Here is a 17,010-nt window from a genome sequence, read left to right as displayed (position 1 = left end):
TACAATATAAATATCAATAGACAAAGAGGATTATTTCGATGAAATCAATCGGGAATATCGATTGAAAAGAGGGATGATAAATGGAGATAAAACAATTAATTACATTTAAAGTAGCGGCAGATACTTTGAACTTTACACAAACTGCGAAGAAATTAAACTTTGCTCAATCGAGCGTGACAGCGCAAATTAAAACGTTAGAAGCTGAGCTAGGTACGCCGTTATTTGAAAGATTAGGAAAACGCCTTTTCTTAACTGAAGCGGGCAGAAAGTTTCAACTATATGCCGACAAGATGATTGCACTTAGTAACGAAGCGAAGGTGGCTGTGAAAGATGATGAGGAAATAGCAGGTACGTTAATAATCGGTGCGCAAGAAAGCCAATGTACATATAGACTTCCTTCTATATTAAAGAGGTTTAAAGCGCAATTTCCTCAAATAAAACTTATATTTAAACCAGCGCATTCCAATAAAGATGCGAAGGAACAATTGATGGAGGGAAAAGTCGATCTTGCATTTATTTTGGACGAATGTAAAACAGAAGATGTTTTACATGTGGAGCCGCTTATGAAAGAAGAATTAAAAGTAGTAGCTGCTCCAGGGCATCATTTACTCCAGCAAACTTCCGTTTCTATAAAAGATTTAGAGAAGGAAACACTTTTATTAACAGAACTAGGGTGTTCATATCGAATTTTATTTGAAGAGTTATTTCGCATCCAAGATGTGTATCCAGTAAATAAGATTGAGTTCGTTAGTGTAGAGGCAATTAAACAATGTGTGATTGCAGATTTAGGTGTAGCAGTTTTGCCAGCGATAGTAGTAGAAAAAGATATACGAGAGGGAACGATAAAAGAGGTACACCTAGACAATACTATCAATCCAATTTTCACACAAATTGCTTGGCATAAAGACAAATGGATGACAGTGCCACTGCAGCAATTTATTGATGTAACGAGGGAGTTTTTTACAACAGACTAAGTGGAGAAATATTTATTTTATATAAAAGAAAAAATGGCAATTTTGTATAAAAGAACCGATGCTTGCATGGAACAAGTATCGGTTCTTTTATGGTTGAAATAAAGGATGTTATAAAATGTGTATTTCTCAACTTTTTTTCTTAAAAGGATAAGTAAATTTCTTCGTATATTCCAATAATCGTAAGGGAATTTACAACGTTTATTCGTTTCTGTAAGATGCCTCTAGGCAGCACGAAAGGAGGGGCGTACATAGGGGATAGATATACGTACTTATTTTGAGGGAGGAGATTTACAATGTTTAAAAAGTTAATGAAAGTATGTGTGTTAAGTGTAGCGAGTGTAGGGGTATTATTTAGTTTTCAAGGAAGTACATTTGCAGCTACCGATCTGAGTAGTTATTATGACGGGAAAAATCCAGCAACAACGAAAGTATACGGAGGCAGTACAACATGCGATGCAGATGGATTTAATGCAAAGTCTACAGCGGTGTATGAAGGTAGTAAAAAAGTAGGAACAGTGTATTTACGTTACAGTAATAAATGTCATGCGGCATGGTCTAAGCTTGTTTTAGATCAACCAGCACCTTCTGTTTCTGGAGGAGTATATGCTTACGCTGTTATTAATAAATATAAAAATGGTGTATTTCAAAAATCAGTAGATTCTAATAGTGGTAATGGAGCAATTAAAACGGGGCAAACGAGCACCTATACAGGAATGGTATTTGATTTAACTGCTGATTTTGGTTATACAGCTGATGCTGAAGCGGTGACGATTAATAATGGCTACGGGAAAACTGGACGTTATTAATAAAGGAGTGGAATTCTATGAAGCTTTTTAAAAAGGTAAGCGCATGTCTTTGTCTGGCATTGCTCGTTGTAACTAGTATGTTTAGTACGACGAATAATGATAAAGCATTTGCAGAAGACCATTCATATGATGGAAAAAGCCCTTACTACAATAGCTGTGATCAATCAGCAGTAACGAAAGAAAAGAAGTGGATTGATTCTAATTCATATGTGGAATTAAAATTTAGCACGACGTGTAAAACAGCGTGGGCAAAGGTTACTGTAACTCGTCCAGCGCTTTATAATAACGAAGCTGATGCAAGGATCGTCAGAAAAACCGATGGAAAGGCATATACTTGCGGAAGTGCTGGAGGAAATGGTGTTGTAAATAAAGGGCAAACATCATGCTATACGCCGATGGTATATGATTTAGATCCAAGAAAAGCGCAAGCGCAGGGGAAACATGCAATTCCGAATAGTGATGCATATAATTATGCTGAGACTATTTGGTATTGATGAGGATATGGAGATTGTAAGATAGAATATTTTAAGAGCATGTTTTGATTGGATTTCAAAATATGCTCTTTTTTGTTCGTCTATCCAGTATTAACGAATAGTAAGACCTTAACTTCGAGCTTTAATTGAAGTGAAGCAGATAGCGGGATATTTCGTAAAGGTCTAATTGAGTATGGATATTTCTTTCGGATGTTGGGATAATTTAACATAATTTGTTTTCATACTTCGAAATTTGTGCTCTAATTAAAACAAAGGAGGCAAGTAGATGAGTAATGATATTAAACGATATGTAATTTGTACTTTTATAGGTACATGGACACTTTGGGGATTATTAATTAACTTAATAAAATTAAACATTACGACATTGGGTACACCGCTTGCGATGATATTATTTGTTTTCGGTGGGATCATGCCGGCAATCATTGCGATTAGTTTAAAGAAAAAATATGGATCACAAGAGGAGTTTAGAAGGTTCATTAAAAATATTGTAAATCCTAAACATCACTTTGCATGGTATATTCTAATCATTATTCTAGCCTTTATAAGCTGTTATTTTCCAACGATATTTGGTGGAGCAACAGTGCAAAAACCATTATACGTGGCATTAATTAGTTTTCCAATAATGATCATTGGTGGAGGTCTTGAAGAAATTGGATGGAGAGGAATCTTACAACCTGCTCTTCAGAAAAGGTTTTCAGAATTTTTTAGTACGATTATTGTGAGCGTTATATGGGCTATTTGGCACTGGCCGTTATGGTTTATTCCGGGCACGAATCAAACTCAAAGGGATTTTATAGCCTTTATAATTACGACAATTGCCGTATCTTTCTTATTAACTACAATTATTAACGCAACTAAAAGTATTTTTATGTGTCTAATTTTTCATGCGCTTCTTAATTCTTTTTGGAGTGTGTACGTGCCAAATGATAAAGTGTTACCAGCGTTTTCAACTTTTATTTTCGGAATTTTCGTGTTTTTTGTATACATTCATAATAAAAAGAAAGAACCTCTTATTGATTAGGTAACTGAAATTATAGAAGGAAACATATTAATATATTTTTTATGGATATGAAACTAGTTAGTAAGAACACGACACAAACATAATTAAAATATATTACAAGTTTGTGCCGCAAAAAAATTGCAAAACTATAAACAACATCAAAAAGAATGAAGGGCCTTTCCATATATATAAACACTGCTAACGATAGTTATAGTAATTCATTTGTTTGAACGATTGAATTAATTAAGATTAAGATCTGTATTAGGAGGGGTGTACCCAAGGTGTCTAGCCACAGATACAATTTGGCCTTTATGGTGAAATTCATGCGTTTCCGTATGAGTTAAAAGCCATAGCGGAGTTATGCTCCAAGGCTCTTTTTGCCATTTCACTTCATTTGCTATATTTTCGAGCCACCGGTCGTTGTATTCCTCTAAAAACCGTTGTACAGTCTCATCTACTAACTTAAATCTAGCACGGACTTTCTCTACATCTGCATGCTCAATTTCGTCATCACTAGCAAATGAAAAATCTGCTCGCTTTTGCTTAAATGCGAATGATCCAAGCCAGTATCGGTAGCAATCAGCTACATGAATATGGGTCTTTATAATACTACCGTTTCCGAAATTGGGAACAGTGCTATGTAATTTTTCTAGCGGGATTTCTTCCAAAAACGAAAATAAAGTTTCTCTTGTAGAGCGAATAAGGTGATATTGCTGTTTTAAAACATGTAACATGAAATTAACACTCCTTTTTTGTTTACTAAAATATTTGTGCAGTAAGTAATTCTATATTTACGAGGGGTGAACCTTTTTATTAAGCATATTAGGTGTATTTATTAATTGTTTCTGATAGATTATACAAGGTGAAACTTTAATAAGTTGAACATTCTTAGTTCATAATAAATTGTGCATCAAGAGGGAGAACGATAAGATGAATAGATTAGTTGGTTTAAAACAATTTGAAATAACGCGTGGGGAATTGTTTAAATTTATGGAGACGCTAGACGATAAAACTGCGGATACGCAGCCGAATGGTTTTAATAATACAATCCGCTGGCATATCGGTCACGTTTTAACGGCAGCAGAAGTTTTCATGTTTGGAAAAGAATTCAAACAATTACCAACTGAATATCCAGGTATGTTTGGATATGGATCAAGACCGTCTAAATGGAAAACAGAAGGACCAACGTTAGAAGTGTTAACGGCTCAATTAAAAGAACAAGCAAAGCGTATTAACGAAATTCCAGCAGAAGCGTTTGAAAATAAACTGCCAGAGCCATTCCTAGGATTGGAAACGGTAGGGGAGCTTTACGGCATGATGCTTTATCATGAAGCGGATCATATTGGGCAAATGAAGGCGATGGAACGTATTATTAAAGCTCTTTAGTCTTAATTGCATATAACAAGCAATACAGGTGTAATGTTAAATAATATATACAAAAAAGGTAGATAAATTATTATCTACCTTTTTTGTATAACTTCTTGAAGGATTAGGGGGGATCATCGTGCTACTGATGAAGAAGGACAAGAAACCTTCTAATTTTTAAGATGTGATTATGAAATAAGGTATTCCTAAATATGGAATATACGTATAATAAAAGAGAAGAACTAGAAATAGGGGTGAATACTATGATTACATTAGAACAAAAGTTGGAGCAATACACACATACATATGCACAGATAAAGGGAGAACTAAAATGGAAAACGAGTGATTCTCGAACAGGAATGATGATTGCTGCTATGTATGCAAGTAGTGATAAATTGCTTGATCTCAAACGTTTTTTAGAAATTAGTAGTTATATTAAGAATGAGGTAGGAATGTTTTCATACTTAAAGTCTTATCATCGCTTTGTGGTGGCCGCAACATTAGATATTCACTTTACAGATTACAAGAAAGCTTTTCGGAATTTTTTAGATTTATATGAACAATTGGTCGCTGGTGGTTTTAGCCGGAGTATATTTACTTATCTTGCAGCAGCTGTGCTTTTAACAGAAGATAATGAACATCATGGCACGCACATTCAGCGTTCGATGCAAGTATATAAACGTATGAAAGAGGATCATCTTTTTCTAACAGGTACAAATGATTATCCGCTCGCGGTTTTATTAGCGGGACAATCAGAGCATGTAGAAACACTTATGGATCGAGTGGAGCGTCTTTATCAGAAACTAGCGAAAGCTGGCTTACGCAAAGGGAATGATCTTCAATTTTTAAGTCATATTCTTTCATTAAAGAAGGATGTCCGTGAAGAAATATTAGTTGCAACATGCACAAACATATGGAATTTGTTAAAGCAAGAAAAGGTAAAAGTGAAACAAATGCATTACCCAGCAATCGGGCTATTAGCGTTACTAGAGGATGGAGAAAAAGAGATTCATTCTATTAAAGCGTTGATTGAAAAATTGCAGGGGGAGAAATTGTTCCGTTGGCATACAGATACGAATATTCTTATTGCTATTCAACTGTTCGTAAGTCAGAAAGGTGAGGAAAGTAAAGCTACCAACACAGGTTTACAAACTATGATAGAAGTCCTCATCCAAGCGCAACAGGCAGCTATGATGGCAACGATTGCCGCTTCATCTGCAGCAACCTCTTCTGCTAGTAGTAGTTCATAATGTGCAAATGCTTATGCTCTTGTAAATTATGATGAATTTATAACGAACGGTTTAAAAAATATTAATAAAAAAGCCCATTACTCTCTAATGAGTGATGGGCTATCTGTTTTTACATAATCAGCGTTATCTTTTCAACGCCTTCAAATGTTTAAGTTGTGTAACAATCATAATGCTAATAACAACGAGTAAAAACCATGAGCTAATTTTACTTAAGTGGACGAGATCCCACGCTTCCCGTTGATTTGGATATTGCCATGCACCGAAAAATGTTGCGATGTTTTCTGCAATCCAAATAAAGAATCCGATAAGAAAAAAGGAGAGAACGAGCGGCATTTTATATGTAACGCCTCGTAATGAAAATTCCACAAATGTCCGAAAGAAAACGATGAATAATAGTAAAGTTAATACCCACCTAAAGTCATATAGAAAATGATGTGTGAAAAAATTAAAGTAAATCATTGCTCCTAGCGGTACGGCAAAAATAGCCCTCGGCCAGAGATACATTTGTAAATGCAATCTTCTCCACGCTTGGCATATGTAACTTGCAACACTTGCATACATAAAGCCGCTGTAAAGTGGAACTCCAAAAACCTTTGAATATGCCTCTTCCGGATAACTCCATGAACCGAAATGAACTTTATATATTTCTAGTAAAAGGCCGATGAGGTGGAAGACAGTAATTACTTTTAATTCGTCTTTCGTCTCAAGGCCAGTCTTATACATAATCCACTGCATAAGAAGACATACGATGAGTATGAAATCGTAGCGGTAGAATCCTGGGATAGAAATGATTTTTGATAAGGCTAGTGTTAAGAAAATAACAACTGGGAATAAGCAAGATAATGCTTGCTCGTAAGTGAAGTATAGTAGTTGTTTTAAATAGAACATTGTGTCACCTTCGATTTTTTTGTTAGAAAACTCAAAATAATGATTAAGTATACTACAATTTAAAAAATATTCCAGTAGTCTATTTTGCATGTATTTGTAAGTTTTGGATAGAAATCGTAATAAGTATTTTAATATTTAACAAAGTAAAAAAATAGTTTGCTATTTAAAAAAAGTGGCGATATAATATCTAAATGAAAATGATAATTATTATCAATAATAATTACAAATAAAAAATAATTATAAAAAACAACTGAATATAAAGGATGAAATGAAACATGTTACATAAGCCTGCTGTATATGCTGGCAATAATCGCTGGCTACATATTAAGTTCATATGTTTCATGAGCTTAACAATTTTATCTTTAATCGGCTCTATATTTTTAGCTGTTGCATTTGGTGCAAAGGATATCCATTTGCAAACCGTATGGACAGCGGTTTTTGATTATAATCCGAAATTAACGCAGCACCAAATTATTTATGAATTAAGACTTCCAAGGGTAATTGGTGCAGCAGTTGTAGGAGCGGCTTTTGCAGTGGCTGGAGCTGTTATGCAGGGAGTAACACGAAATCCTTTAGCGGATGCAGGTGTGCTTGGCATAAATGCAGGTGCGATGTTTGTAGTAGCACTTAGTTTTGCCTTTTTCCCGCATATGCCGTATTCCTATTTAATGATTGTCTCCTTTATTGGAGCGGTCTTAAGTACAGTGCTCATTTTTATTATCGGATCAGCAACATCAGGCGGATTAACACCGATGAGGTTAACGATCGCTGGGGCAGTTATGGCTGCGCTTTTACATTCGTTAAGTTCAGGTGTCGCGATTTATTATGACTTAAGTCAAGATTTAGCGTTTTGGTACGCTGGTGGTGTTGCAGGTGTTAAGTGGGAACACTTGAAATTTTTAGTTCCTATTATTCTCATAACAATTCTTTTTGCAACAGTGATAGGGCGGTCTATTTCACTCATATCAATGGGGGATGACGTCGCTACGAATTTAGGAGTAAAAACGAACCGAACGAGAATACTAGGGATGATTATAGTAGTCATTCTTGCAGGTGTATCTGTTTCAGCAGTTGGTTCTATCGGATTTGTAGGACTTGTTATTCCGCATATTGCTAGAAAATTAGTTGGTGTGAATTATCGACTTATTATTCCTATGTCGGCGTTATTAGGAGCTATGTTATTAGTTTTAGCTGACTTAGGGGCAAGAACAGTAAATCCTCCTAAAGAACTTGCAATAGGAATTATGGTGGCTCTTGTTGGAGTTCCGTTCTTCCTCTATATAGCACGTAAAGTTGGGAGGGAGTTGTAAGTGAAGAAGATTTTAAACACGGATAAAAAGAGAGCCGTTACTGTAACTACAATATTTGGTTGTATTGGTCTCGCTGCTATTTTGCTTAGTTTAAATACGGGGACACTTAGCATTGCACCGCTCAAAGTAATTCAAACGCTTTTCGGTCATGGTGATTTTGAGAGCGCAACCGTGCTATACGATTATCGTATGCCAAGAATTATAATTACAATGTTAGCTGGTATTGGCCTTGGAATTTCCGGTGCGATTTTGCAAGGGTTATCAAGGAATGCGTTGGCCGATCCTGGTATTCTTGGACTGCATTCAGGTGCATCTTTCGGGCTAATTATATTCGTTACTTTCTTTCATTCTATTAATGAGAATGCATCGATTTTAATACCGTTATTTACATTTGGCGGAGGAGTATTAGCTGCATTTCTTATTATTTTACTTGCGAGTGATCGATCAAAAGGTTTACTTCCTATTAGACTTATTCTTGTTGGTATTGCTGTTTCAGCTGGCTTTAGTGCAATTTCGTTATTTTTCTCCCTCAAGTTAAATGATGAGACATATACATTCGCTTCTAGATGGCTAGTTGGTAACGTGTGGGGAAGGGATTGGATTCATGTCTTTGCATTATTACCTTGGATATTCATACTAACCCCTTATGCGTGGCTAAAATCTAAAACGTTAAATGCATTGTCACTAGGTGATAGTGTAGCAGCAGGACTTGGTGTTTCTGTTCAAAAAGAACGGTTATTACTTTTAGCTACAGCGGTTGGATTATCTTGCGCAAGTGTATCGATGGCAGGAGGGATTGGCTTTATCGGTTTAGTTGCTCCGCATATCGCCAGAAAGTTAGTAGGTACTACCTATCAACACTTTCTTCCTTTAGCTGGCATTATCGGAATGGTTATTTTAGTACTAGCAGATACGATAGGCCGTTCTATATTTGAGCCAAACTCTATTCCAGCTGGTGTAGTAGTGGCAGCTTTAGGAGCACCGTATTTTCTTTATTTACTTACAAAAACAAAATAAATACTTCAAAGAGGAGAACATATGAAAAAGAAACTTACTATTTTATTTAGCATGATGTGTATTTTAGTATTAGCAGCATGTGGTCAAACGAAATCTAATGAAGAGGCAACGAAAAAAACGGAAAAAAGTAATGACCCAAAAATTGCTTCAATGTCTATTCATTTAACAAATGATTTACTTGCATTAGGAATTACACCTGTAGGCTCTGTTATTGGTGGAGATTTAAAAGATTTCTTACCACATGCAAAAGAGCAGTTGAAAGATACGAAGAAACTTGGTGTTGTAACGGATCCGAATATGGAAGCATTACTTCAATTGAAGCCAACTGACATTTATGTGGATGAAAAATACGCGGGTAAAGATGTAGCGAAATACGAAAAAATTGCAAAAACACATACTTTCAATTTAGATGAAGGTACGTGGAGAGACCATTTAAAACAAGTTGGTAAACTTGTAAACCGTGAGAAAGAAGCGGATCAATATATTCAAGATTACGAAGAGCAATCAAAACGAGTAAAAGGTTTAATAGATAAAGAGCTAGGTAATAACGAAAAAGTAATGGCAATTCGCGTTACTGCAAAAGAATTACGTGTATTTAGTACGAAAAGACCGATGGGACCAATTTTATTCCAAGACTTAGGATTACAACCTGCAAATGGTGTAGAGAAAATTGATGGAAACCGTCCTTTCGAAGTCATTTCACAAGAAGTATTACCTGACTTTGATGCAGATGCTATTTTCGTTGTTGTAAATAGAGACGATAAAGCAAAAGCTGCATTTAAACAACTTCAAGAAACACCAATCTGGAAAGACTTAAAAGCAGTTAAAGGCAAGCACGTATACATTATCAATGACCAACCATGGCTTGACTATTCTGCTTTAGGAAACAAAATGGCAATGGATGAAGCGGAGAAAATGTTTACGAAATAATATCGATTCGTCGTTAGGAAGATCCTCTAAATTTAGAGGGTCTTTTTTTTATTGTTAGAATAAATGAAAAATTATACAATGAATTTAATTTAACGTAGAGGAGATGTGCCAATGTCAGCGCTTATTGTAAGTATCCCGTTTATGAAACAGTTTATGAAACGAGGGGGTAAATAGGCTCGAATAATTATCCCCGTTATTTAATAAAGGGGGAGTTTGAAATGACGATGAATCTTTTTCAAAATAAAACGATTAAATTATCAGCTATGAGAGAGAAAGATGTTGAAGTAATGGCTATGTGGCAAGAAGATAGTGAGTATTTAAGAAATGTTGATACAGATGTAGCATTCCCGCAATCTTTAAATGAAATAGCAAGTGATGGGCTATTAAAAGGACGGAAATCGAATAGTGTATCTTTCATGTTGAGGACAGTTCAAGATGATCGTTTAATTGGTTTTGTTGCAATTCATGGCATAGAGTGGAATAACAGAACAGGGTTATTAGCAATTGGTATAGGAGATGCAAATGATAGAGGTAAGGGATATGGAAGAGAAGCAATCCATCTTATTTTAAAGTATGCTTTTTATGAATTGAATTTACACCGTGTTGGTCTTGATGTTATTTCTTATAACAAAGCTGCTATTGAGTTGTATAAAAAGATGGGTTTTCAAATGGAAGGCTGTATGAGAGAAGCAGTGCAAAGAGATGGGAAGTGTTTTGATCGCATGATTATGGGGATATTGCGGGATGAATGGATAGAGCTGCAAGGTTAGAAAGTACATTCGAAATTATATATGTAGTATGCAGGAGATATAATAATAATTGGCGAATTTTTACAGTGTACTGATTGCATTTATAAGGAGCTATGTGAGATGAATTTAGAAAAAGCAAAACCAGTAAATGAAGAGGTCGCTGAATTAAAGGAGTTAATTAAAGAATTGCACGGAAGTGTACATCAATTGCAAAGCGAAGTGCAGCAACTAAGGCATGAAAGACCGGTTGTTGAAGTGAGGAAAGGTGTTCAACTATCACCAGCAATCATTGGACAAATTGGTGGTATGATTTTAGGTGGATTAGCAATTATCGGTATATTTTGGTGAACGAAAAAAGGTATGCAGTTTAGCGCTACATACCTTTTTCGTTGTCGTTATTTGTCGGTAAGTCGATATTGTCTGTCGAATCGTCGATATACTTAGAAAATCGTTGATATATTTTAAAAATCGTCGATATAATTTCATGCACTACAACTTTTACATTAAATAACGTAAATATATATAAGCATGTGATAATAGTAATGCAATGATTGTTAACGGCAAACCAATTTTTAAGAAGTCCATATAAGAGAAAGCATGTCCTTCACGTTTAGCAATACCAGCAACGACTACGTTTGCTGATGCTCCGATTAACGTTCCGTTTCCTCCTAAGCAAGCTCCAAGTGATAATGCCCACCATAGTACTTCGATTTGCGGAGAATCGACAGATAGTCCGAGTCCTGTAGCTAAATCTTGAATAAGCGGAATCATCGTTGCGACAAAGGGGATATTATCAATTGTCGCAGATGCGATGCCTGATACCCATAATATAAGTACGGCAGCGAAACCGATATCACCGTTTGTTACGTCGAGTACTTCTTTTGCGAGTGAAGAAATAAGTCCGATATCAATTAATCCGCCAACAAGAACGAATAGTCCAGCGAAGAAGAAAATAGTTACCCATTCAACGTGGGCAAATACATCTTCAATATCATGTTCTTTCACACCGATTAACATAAGAAGTGTAGCGCCTGTCATCGCGATAACGGCAGCGTCTACGTGAATAATCGAATGAAGTACAAAGCCTAAAATAGTTAGTCCTAAAATCGAAATGGATTTCAAAAGGAGGCTTTGATCTTTAATATAATCTTTTTCATTTAATGCCATTAATTTTTCGATTTGCTCAGGTGTTGTTTTTAGTTTGTTACGATACATGAAGTAAATAATGCCAAGTGTCACGATAGAAATAATAATTACAATAGGAGCTAAGTTAAGTAAAAAGGCATTGAAGTCTAAATGCTTATTTGCTGATCCGATCATAATATTAGGTGGATCACCGATTAATGTTGCTGTTCCGCCTATATTTGAAAATAATACTTCTGAAATCAAATAAGGAACAGGATTAACTTTTAAAATACGTGTAATGGATAGCGTAACAGGTACGATTAATAATACGGTTGTTACGTTGTCCAAAAATGCTGATCCGACAGCGGTTAATAGGGATAGCAATAATAAAATACGGATTGGTTTTCCTCCAGCTGCTTTTGCCGCTTTAATGGCCACAAATTCAAAGACGCCCGATTGACTCGTAATATGTACGAGAATCATCATCCCAATTAAAAGGGTAATCGTTTCCCATTGAATATGTGATGTGAAAGCAGTATGTAATTCTACAACTCCAAAAATAATCATAATAGCAGCGCCGAATAGTGCGATTACAGCACGATTCAATTTCTCAGAAATAATAAATCCGTACGTGACTAAAAATACGGCAATTGCAAAATAATATTGCCAATTTGCTACTTCATGTGCTGATTGTTCCAATCATGTCACCTTCTTTAAAGTATGTATTCAATTGTAAACATGCATCCTTCTGCATAATTTATATTGTAGCAAATTCAAAAAAGAAAGAAAACTATTTAACAAAGTGAAGGAAAAAATGATGATTTTACAGATTTTCCGAATAGGAAAGCCCACTACGGTGCGATAGTACCCCCTTTAGGGGTGGATGATAGTGAGGTCAAATGCGATGTACAGATAAAATACCGAAAGTATGTTCTGTGCATCGAGTATTTGAAATGGTATAATTTTCATAACAGACAAGTAAAAGTCTCTAAAACAATCTTGTTCTCTGAAAACAGAATACATATGAGGTTGGAGTAACAAATTCTTCTACTCCGTAAAATGTATTGAGTCGTCAAGTACAAGACGCTAAAACACATTTGCGAACTCACAATCTGACTCGTTTGGTAATAGAACGAGTGCCGTATCTGCTAGATGCACTGGATACGGAGTGGTGATGGCACACCGCAATCTTGCACGTCAGCGATACTAGAAATAGACGTCGCCTTTGGTAGCAAGAATCCCATTGACGTTAGTCAGCTTGCGGCTTTAGCCGTGGGAGTGTCAAATATGATATAAAAAAATGAAGAAACACAGTGCAAATTATTAGGAAAAGTGGGCGTTGTCCTCTAATATAGAGATAGCAATTTACATTATTTTTGCGTAAAATGGTTTAAAGAGGTGAATTCCGATGGAAATAGTAAAAGATAGTTCTCTTATTCAAAATGAAATTGAACGTTTTGTAAATAAAGATGTATATATTCATTTAGAAACAACGAACGGAGCGTATGCGTCACACTTTAATGAAAAGATGATGACGGTTGGTGCATTCATTCGAAATGCAATTATTCGCTTTGAGCGCGGAAAGATTACTGGAACAAACCCATACCGAGTTGGTTTAAAGATGGATCATGGCTGGGTATATGCAGAAGGTATTACGCACTGGGAAGTAGACGATAAAGAGCGTTTATTACTTGCAGGGCACGATAATCAAGGTCGCTTAGCAGTAGCGCTTGAGTTAAGCTTAACGCCATTTAAGTAAGAAGGAGGGAAACTTATGGAGAGACATGTACTTGTTGTATTTCCGCATCCAGATGATGAAGCATTTGCGGCGGGAGGAACAATTCGCTTATTAACAGATCAAGGAGTACCTGTAACGTATGCGTGCGGTACGCTAGGACAAATGGGACGTAACATGGGTAAGAACGTGTTTGCTAACCGTGAAACGATTCCAAATATACGTGAAAAAGAATTAAAAGATGCATGTGAAGCGATGGGAATCAAAGATTTAAGAATGCTTGGTTTCCATGATAAAACGTTAGAATTTGAAGATGTTGATTTCGTTGCAGACAAAATTGAAGCAATCATTCAAGAAGTAAATCCATCTCGAATTATTACATTTTATCCAGAGCACGGCGTACATCCAGATCATGATGCATTTGGCCGCGCTGTCGTTCGCGCCGTATCACGTATGTCAAAAGAAGAACGTCCAGTTATTCATGCGGTTGCGATTACGAAAAATCGTGAAGCTGTACTCGGTGAGCCAGATGTTGTAAACAATATTAGTGAAGTATTCGAGCATAAATTAGCTGCACTAGGTGCGCACCGTTCGCAAACAGAAGCGATGCTTGAAGAGACACACGCGAAAATCAAAAACAAAGATGCAGCAACATTAAAATGGTTGCAACTTGAACAATTTTGGACTTATAAATGGGAGTAGGCTAGAAGGGTATCTTCTAGTAGCTCTTACATAGAAAACGCACCGTCATTTGTGACGGTGCGTTTTTCTTTATTCTCTTGCTATTTGCAAGCAACCTTCACTTTATCCCGAATTAACGGGCAGTAAGACACCCACCTCAAAATTCGGATGGGCCAAAGAAGTCAGGTGGCAGATCAACTGTCCATAAAAGCCCGATTGGTGAAGGCTAATAATCAGTAGGTGGTGAACAAAACCCTCACTTTATCTCGTACTCCATTCTTTTGCGAATTCATCATAATATGCTTCGCTCCAATGGTATGGCTGCAATTCTTTTAACGGCTTAAAAATGATATCCTGTTTAGAATTTGTAATGGCGCATAGTACTTCTGGTCCCCAATAAAATAAACGTTCTTGGCATACACCACAAGGTGATAATACTTTTAATTCAGAATGCTCATTTTCCCTTGCGAGACAAATAGAATGTGTAACTTTCTTTTGAAATTTATGCGCTTCTAAAATTGCACCTGTTTCCATACAAAGTTCTGTTGAAGCGTTTATTACGTCAGGTGCTACACTTGTATAAATAGATCCATCTTCTACACGAATTGCTGCAGCTCCGCCCCAACCATGTGGATATCTTTGGTCAATTAAATTTTTCGCTGCATCATATAATTGTTGTTCAATGCTCAATTGTAGTTCCTCATTTCTACGTAATTTTCGATTCAATGAATGTTATTTCTTAATACTACCGATAAAAAAGAATAGATACCCAATTTCAAACTATGAATGCAAGAATTACTCTTCATCTGCATACTTTTCCTCTAAAGAGATTAAAATAGCAATTAACCCGAGTACTATAATAATTAAAGTGGTTATAAAAGATTTAGAAAGAGTAAAAGAACCTGCAATGAAAGGTGATAAAAACTTGAATGACAGTATACTAGATAGTAAGGACACTACTAAAATGGCAAAAAGAGCTACATTTTTATTACTAATAGATGATTGTAAAAAGTCTTTAATAAAGCCAATAGAGACGAATATAGTTAATATGATAAGGGAAATAAAATAATGTGTTACATTTGTCATACTAATAGTAGGATCGTCTATTATGTAGGCAAGTAACTTAGATATTAACATACCACCAAACAATAGAATGATAAAAGCGAGTAATTCTGTTGACATATAAGTGCTGAAATTATCTTTCTTTTTAAAGAGCTTATAGCTGAGAGTAGCCTGGATTATTTGCATGATAAATAGAGCGATAATCCACACATAATAGACAAGTGGTAATTCTCCTGAGAATAGAGAGATTAGGAAATTTATTACTGTCCTTAAAATTTCAATCATTACGAAAGTCCTCCTGTTTGTAAGCTTGTGACATTAAAATATGCTAGTCTATCGTTTAATAATTAAACTTATGAATTCAAACTATTTCTAATTATTCCATAAAAAGGTGACTGTATCAAGTTATCTTTTTAATAATCCTCCAAGGCCGAGCACTAGTAAAAGAAACGCAATATGTAATATAATTGAAAAAGTATATTTAAAAATCGATGTTAATATTACCCTCCTATAAGTATTAACATACGTAATTGAGGTGTTTTCTTTGTTGTTTTATAATCGAATTTCTATAATGGCCCCTCCTGTTCCGTAGCTAAAGAAAGTCTTTTTATTTCTGAGATTTTCAAAGTTATAGGAGGGTATGAAAAATGAAAAAAGTCTCAGTACCATCACTTTTGTTAATGATTATTCTTGTCGCATTTCCGCAAATTAGTGAAACGATTTACACACCGTCTTTACCTGATATTTCAAAGGCGTTACATGTAAGTAATAATGAGGTGCAGTTAACACTTAGTGTGTATTTTGCTGGATTTGCTTTAGGTGTATTTTTTATTGGATGGTTATCGGATATTATTGGCCGTCGCCCGGCAATGTTATTTGGAATTGTCGTATATGGCGCTGGAAGTTTCTTATGCTTTATTGCAAATTCCATTGAAGTTTTATTGCTAAGTCGTTTTATCCAAGCGTTTGGAGCAAGTGCTGGCTCTGTTGTGACACAAACGATTCTTCGTGAAAGTGTAGAAGGGTAACTAACTGTTACGATTTATTTAACCAATTATAACGAAAGTTAATTAAATATATCAGTAAGCCCTGCTAGTCAAGTGATTGGCTAGTAGTGAGGGTTAACTGCGGGCAATCCCTAAAGCTGATTGAACTACAACGTGGCTAGAAATAGCGAGCGTGAATGTCGCGAAAGCAGAAAAAATCAATTAGATGGTGCAAGGTTAAATCCTAAACACTAGAACAATGGGTCTTCCGCCTCGAATCATCTAAGTCAACAGTGATAAGATGAACGTTCAACGACTATCTCGTATAACTGGCGAGAGTACATCACAAGCCTATGGTGATGGAAAAATCCTCTATCTCTAAAGAGATAAACATATAGTCTGCGCTCATGTGAAAACATGAGAAGTTCATAAGAGAACTGGCTAAGGAATTGCGCCCTTAGTTGAACGAGATAAATTTAATTAAATCTATCAAACTTCATTGAATGAAACGAACGTATGTTCTATGCTAGGTTCAATGAGGTAAGAATAATAATGAAATTTTTACGAGTTAGTCAAGTATCAGAATTAACAGGTTTGCATCCGAGTAGTCTCAGGAGAATGCTGGTGGAACACGCTAC

At 35.7% G+C, this 17,010-nt stretch carries 17 protein-coding genes and 2 pseudogenes; 14 read left to right on the top strand and 5 right to left on the bottom strand.

The features are described from left to right. The first annotated feature begins 80 nt into the window (after nt 1-80). From ACTFRN_RS00095 to ACTFRN_RS00080, 4 genes and pseudogenes are all read left to right on the top strand, one after another. Nucleotides 81-974, top strand: coding sequence for a LysR family transcriptional regulator (locus tag ACTFRN_RS00095; RefSeq protein WP_074567541.1), 894 nt, complete (start codon nt 81-83; stop codon nt 972-974). A 293-nt stretch (nt 975-1,267) separates the two neighbouring features. Beyond that, on the top strand, nt 1,268-1,780 hold the full coding sequence (locus tag ACTFRN_RS00090; RefSeq protein ID WP_000473757.1) for a DUF2690 domain-containing protein: 513 nt from the start codon (nt 1,268-1,270) through the stop codon (nt 1,778-1,780). 17 nt (nt 1,781-1,797) lie between these two features. Next, on the top strand, nt 1,798-2,274 hold the full coding sequence (locus ACTFRN_RS00085; protein WP_000765225.1) for a DUF2690 domain-containing protein: 477 nt from the start codon (nt 1,798-1,800) through the stop codon (nt 2,272-2,274). 265 nt (nt 2,275-2,539) lie between these two features. Then, nucleotides 2,540-3,299: pseudogene (locus ACTFRN_RS00080) on the top strand (CPBP family intramembrane glutamic endopeptidase). A 214-nt stretch (nt 3,300-3,513) separates the two neighbouring features. Here ACTFRN_RS00080 and ACTFRN_RS00075 read toward each other — a convergent pair. Next, a complete protein-coding gene (locus ACTFRN_RS00075) occupies nt 3,514-4,008 on the bottom strand; it encodes a DinB family protein (RefSeq protein WP_014893571.1) in 495 nt (164 codons plus the stop codon). Nucleotides 4,009-4,204: 196 nt separating this feature from the next. Here ACTFRN_RS00075 and ACTFRN_RS00070 point away from each other — a divergent pair, with 196 nt between their 5' ends. After that, nucleotides 4,205-4,660, top strand: coding sequence for a DinB family protein (locus ACTFRN_RS00070; protein WP_001081131.1), 456 nt, complete (start codon nt 4,205-4,207; stop codon nt 4,658-4,660). Between the two features lie 191 nt (nt 4,661-4,851). Next, nucleotides 4,852-5,889, top strand: coding sequence for a DUF4003 domain-containing protein (locus ACTFRN_RS00065; RefSeq protein WP_124878327.1), 1,038 nt, complete (start codon nt 4,852-4,854; stop codon nt 5,887-5,889). Between the two features lie 123 nt (nt 5,890-6,012). On the opposite strand, the gene ACTFRN_RS00060 is transcribed toward ACTFRN_RS00065, so the two are convergent. Continuing rightward, nucleotides 6,013-6,777, bottom strand: a complete 765-nt coding sequence (locus tag ACTFRN_RS00060) for a DUF817 domain-containing protein (protein ID WP_014893572.1) — start codon at nt 6,775-6,777, stop codon at nt 6,013-6,015. A 275-nt stretch (nt 6,778-7,052) separates the two neighbouring features. On the opposite strand from ACTFRN_RS00060, the gene ACTFRN_RS00055 reads away from it, so the two are divergent. The 5 genes from ACTFRN_RS00055 to ACTFRN_RS00035 all read left to right on the top strand — a co-directional run bounded on the left by ACTFRN_RS00055 (nt 7,053) and on the right by ACTFRN_RS00035 (nt 11,131). Next, nucleotides 7,053-8,087 (top strand): FecCD family ABC transporter permease, encoded by a 1,035-nt coding sequence (locus tag ACTFRN_RS00055; RefSeq protein WP_000902675.1) that lies wholly within the window; start codon nt 7,053-7,055, stop codon nt 8,085-8,087. Continuing rightward, nucleotides 8,088-9,104 (top strand): FecCD family ABC transporter permease, encoded by a 1,017-nt coding sequence (locus ACTFRN_RS00050; protein WP_000722675.1) that lies wholly within the window; start codon nt 8,088-8,090, stop codon nt 9,102-9,104. A gap of 21 nt (nt 9,105-9,125) precedes the next feature. Beyond that, on the top strand, nt 9,126-10,034 hold the full coding sequence (locus ACTFRN_RS00045; protein ID WP_000728227.1) for an iron-hydroxamate ABC transporter substrate-binding protein: 909 nt from the start codon (nt 9,126-9,128) through the stop codon (nt 10,032-10,034). Between the two features lie 218 nt (nt 10,035-10,252). Beyond that, the gene (locus ACTFRN_RS00040; RefSeq protein WP_000178478.1) at nt 10,253-10,804 is read left to right on the top strand and encodes a GNAT family N-acetyltransferase; all 552 of its coding nucleotides are present in this window, start codon (nt 10,253-10,255) and stop codon (nt 10,802-10,804) included. Between the two features lie 99 nt (nt 10,805-10,903). Next, nucleotides 10,904-11,131, top strand: coding sequence for a hypothetical protein (locus ACTFRN_RS00035; RefSeq protein WP_001047301.1), 228 nt, complete (start codon nt 10,904-10,906; stop codon nt 11,129-11,131). A gap of 150 nt (nt 11,132-11,281) precedes the next feature. Here ACTFRN_RS00035 and ACTFRN_RS00030 read toward each other — a convergent pair whose 3' ends face one another. Continuing rightward, entirely contained in the window at nt 11,282-12,607 is a 1,326-nt protein-coding gene (locus ACTFRN_RS00030) for an ArsB/NhaD family transporter (protein WP_000438025.1), read from the bottom strand. A 709-nt stretch (nt 12,608-13,316) separates the two neighbouring features. On the opposite strand from ACTFRN_RS00030, the gene ACTFRN_RS00025 reads away from it, so the two are divergent. Continuing rightward, nucleotides 13,317-13,667, top strand: coding sequence for a YojF family protein (locus tag ACTFRN_RS00025; RefSeq protein WP_000407039.1), 351 nt, complete (start codon nt 13,317-13,319; stop codon nt 13,665-13,667). Nucleotides 13,668-13,682: 15 nt separating this feature from the next. Beyond that, nucleotides 13,683-14,345 (top strand): bacillithiol biosynthesis deacetylase BshB2, encoded by a 663-nt coding sequence (gene bshB2 / locus ACTFRN_RS00020; protein WP_000439461.1) that lies wholly within the window; start codon nt 13,683-13,685, stop codon nt 14,343-14,345. Nucleotides 14,346-14,585: 240 nt separating this feature from the next. On the opposite strand, the gene ACTFRN_RS00015 is transcribed toward bshB2, so the two are convergent. Beyond that, on the bottom strand, nt 14,586-15,014 hold the full coding sequence (locus ACTFRN_RS00015) for a cytidine deaminase (protein ID WP_000021271.1): 429 nt from the start codon (nt 15,012-15,014) through the stop codon (nt 14,586-14,588). Nucleotides 15,015-15,119: 105 nt separating this feature from the next. After that, complete coding sequence (locus ACTFRN_RS00010; protein ID WP_014893573.1) at nt 15,120-15,671, bottom strand: DUF5823 family protein; 552 nt, start codon at nt 15,669-15,671, stop codon at nt 15,120-15,122. A 362-nt stretch (nt 15,672-16,033) separates the two neighbouring features. On the opposite strand from ACTFRN_RS00010, the pseudogene ACTFRN_RS00005 reads away from it, so the two are divergent. Next, a pseudogene (locus tag ACTFRN_RS00005) lies at nt 16,034-16,411 on the top strand (MFS transporter); the annotation flags it as partial. Nucleotides 16,412-17,010: the final 599 nt, after the last annotated feature.

Origin of the sequence: Bacillus cereus group sp. MYBK245-2 (assembly GCF_051916145.1) — a bacterium.
Lineage (GTDB): Bacteria > Bacillota > Bacilli > Bacillales > Bacillaceae_G > Bacillus_A > Bacillus_A pacificus.
Note: the sequence above shows the minus strand (reverse complement) of the source record. Positions and strands in the feature narration are given on the sequence as shown.

What these genes read in the sequence shown, in the direction of transcription:
- ACTFRN_RS00095 (WP_074567541.1), top strand. Translation starts at nt 81, where the DNA reads ATGGAGATAAAACAATTAATTACATTTAAAGTAGCGGCAGATACTTTG.
- ACTFRN_RS00090 (WP_000473757.1), top strand. Translation starts at nt 1,268, where the DNA reads ATGTTTAAAAAGTTAATGAAAGTATGTGTGTTAAGTGTAGCGAGTGTA.
- ACTFRN_RS00085 (WP_000765225.1), top strand. Translation starts at nt 1,798, where the DNA reads ATGAAGCTTTTTAAAAAGGTAAGCGCATGTCTTTGTCTGGCATTGCTC.
- ACTFRN_RS00075 (WP_014893571.1), bottom strand. Translation starts at nt 4,008, where the DNA reads ATGTTACATGTTTTAAAACAGCAATATCACCTTATTCGCTCTACAAGA.
- ACTFRN_RS00070 (WP_001081131.1), top strand. Translation starts at nt 4,205, where the DNA reads ATGAATAGATTAGTTGGTTTAAAACAATTTGAAATAACGCGTGGGGAA.
- ACTFRN_RS00065 (WP_124878327.1), top strand. Translation starts at nt 4,852, where the DNA reads ATGGAATATACGTATAATAAAAGAGAAGAACTAGAAATAGGGGTGAAT.
- ACTFRN_RS00060 (WP_014893572.1), bottom strand. Translation starts at nt 6,777, where the DNA reads ATGTTCTATTTAAAACAACTACTATACTTCACTTACGAGCAAGCATTA.
- ACTFRN_RS00055 (WP_000902675.1), top strand. Translation starts at nt 7,053, where the DNA reads ATGTTACATAAGCCTGCTGTATATGCTGGCAATAATCGCTGGCTACAT.
- ACTFRN_RS00045 (WP_000728227.1), top strand. Translation starts at nt 9,126, where the DNA reads ATGAAAAAGAAACTTACTATTTTATTTAGCATGATGTGTATTTTAGTA.
- ACTFRN_RS00040 (WP_000178478.1), top strand. Translation starts at nt 10,253, where the DNA reads ATGACGATGAATCTTTTTCAAAATAAAACGATTAAATTATCAGCTATG.
- ACTFRN_RS00035 (WP_001047301.1), top strand. Translation starts at nt 10,904, where the DNA reads ATGAATTTAGAAAAAGCAAAACCAGTAAATGAAGAGGTCGCTGAATTA.
- ACTFRN_RS00025 (WP_000407039.1), top strand. Translation starts at nt 13,317, where the DNA reads ATGGAAATAGTAAAAGATAGTTCTCTTATTCAAAATGAAATTGAACGT.
- bshB2 (WP_000439461.1), top strand. Translation starts at nt 13,683, where the DNA reads ATGGAGAGACATGTACTTGTTGTATTTCCGCATCCAGATGATGAAGCA.
- ACTFRN_RS00010 (WP_014893573.1), bottom strand. Translation starts at nt 15,671, where the DNA reads ATGATTGAAATTTTAAGGACAGTAATAAATTTCCTAATCTCTCTATTC.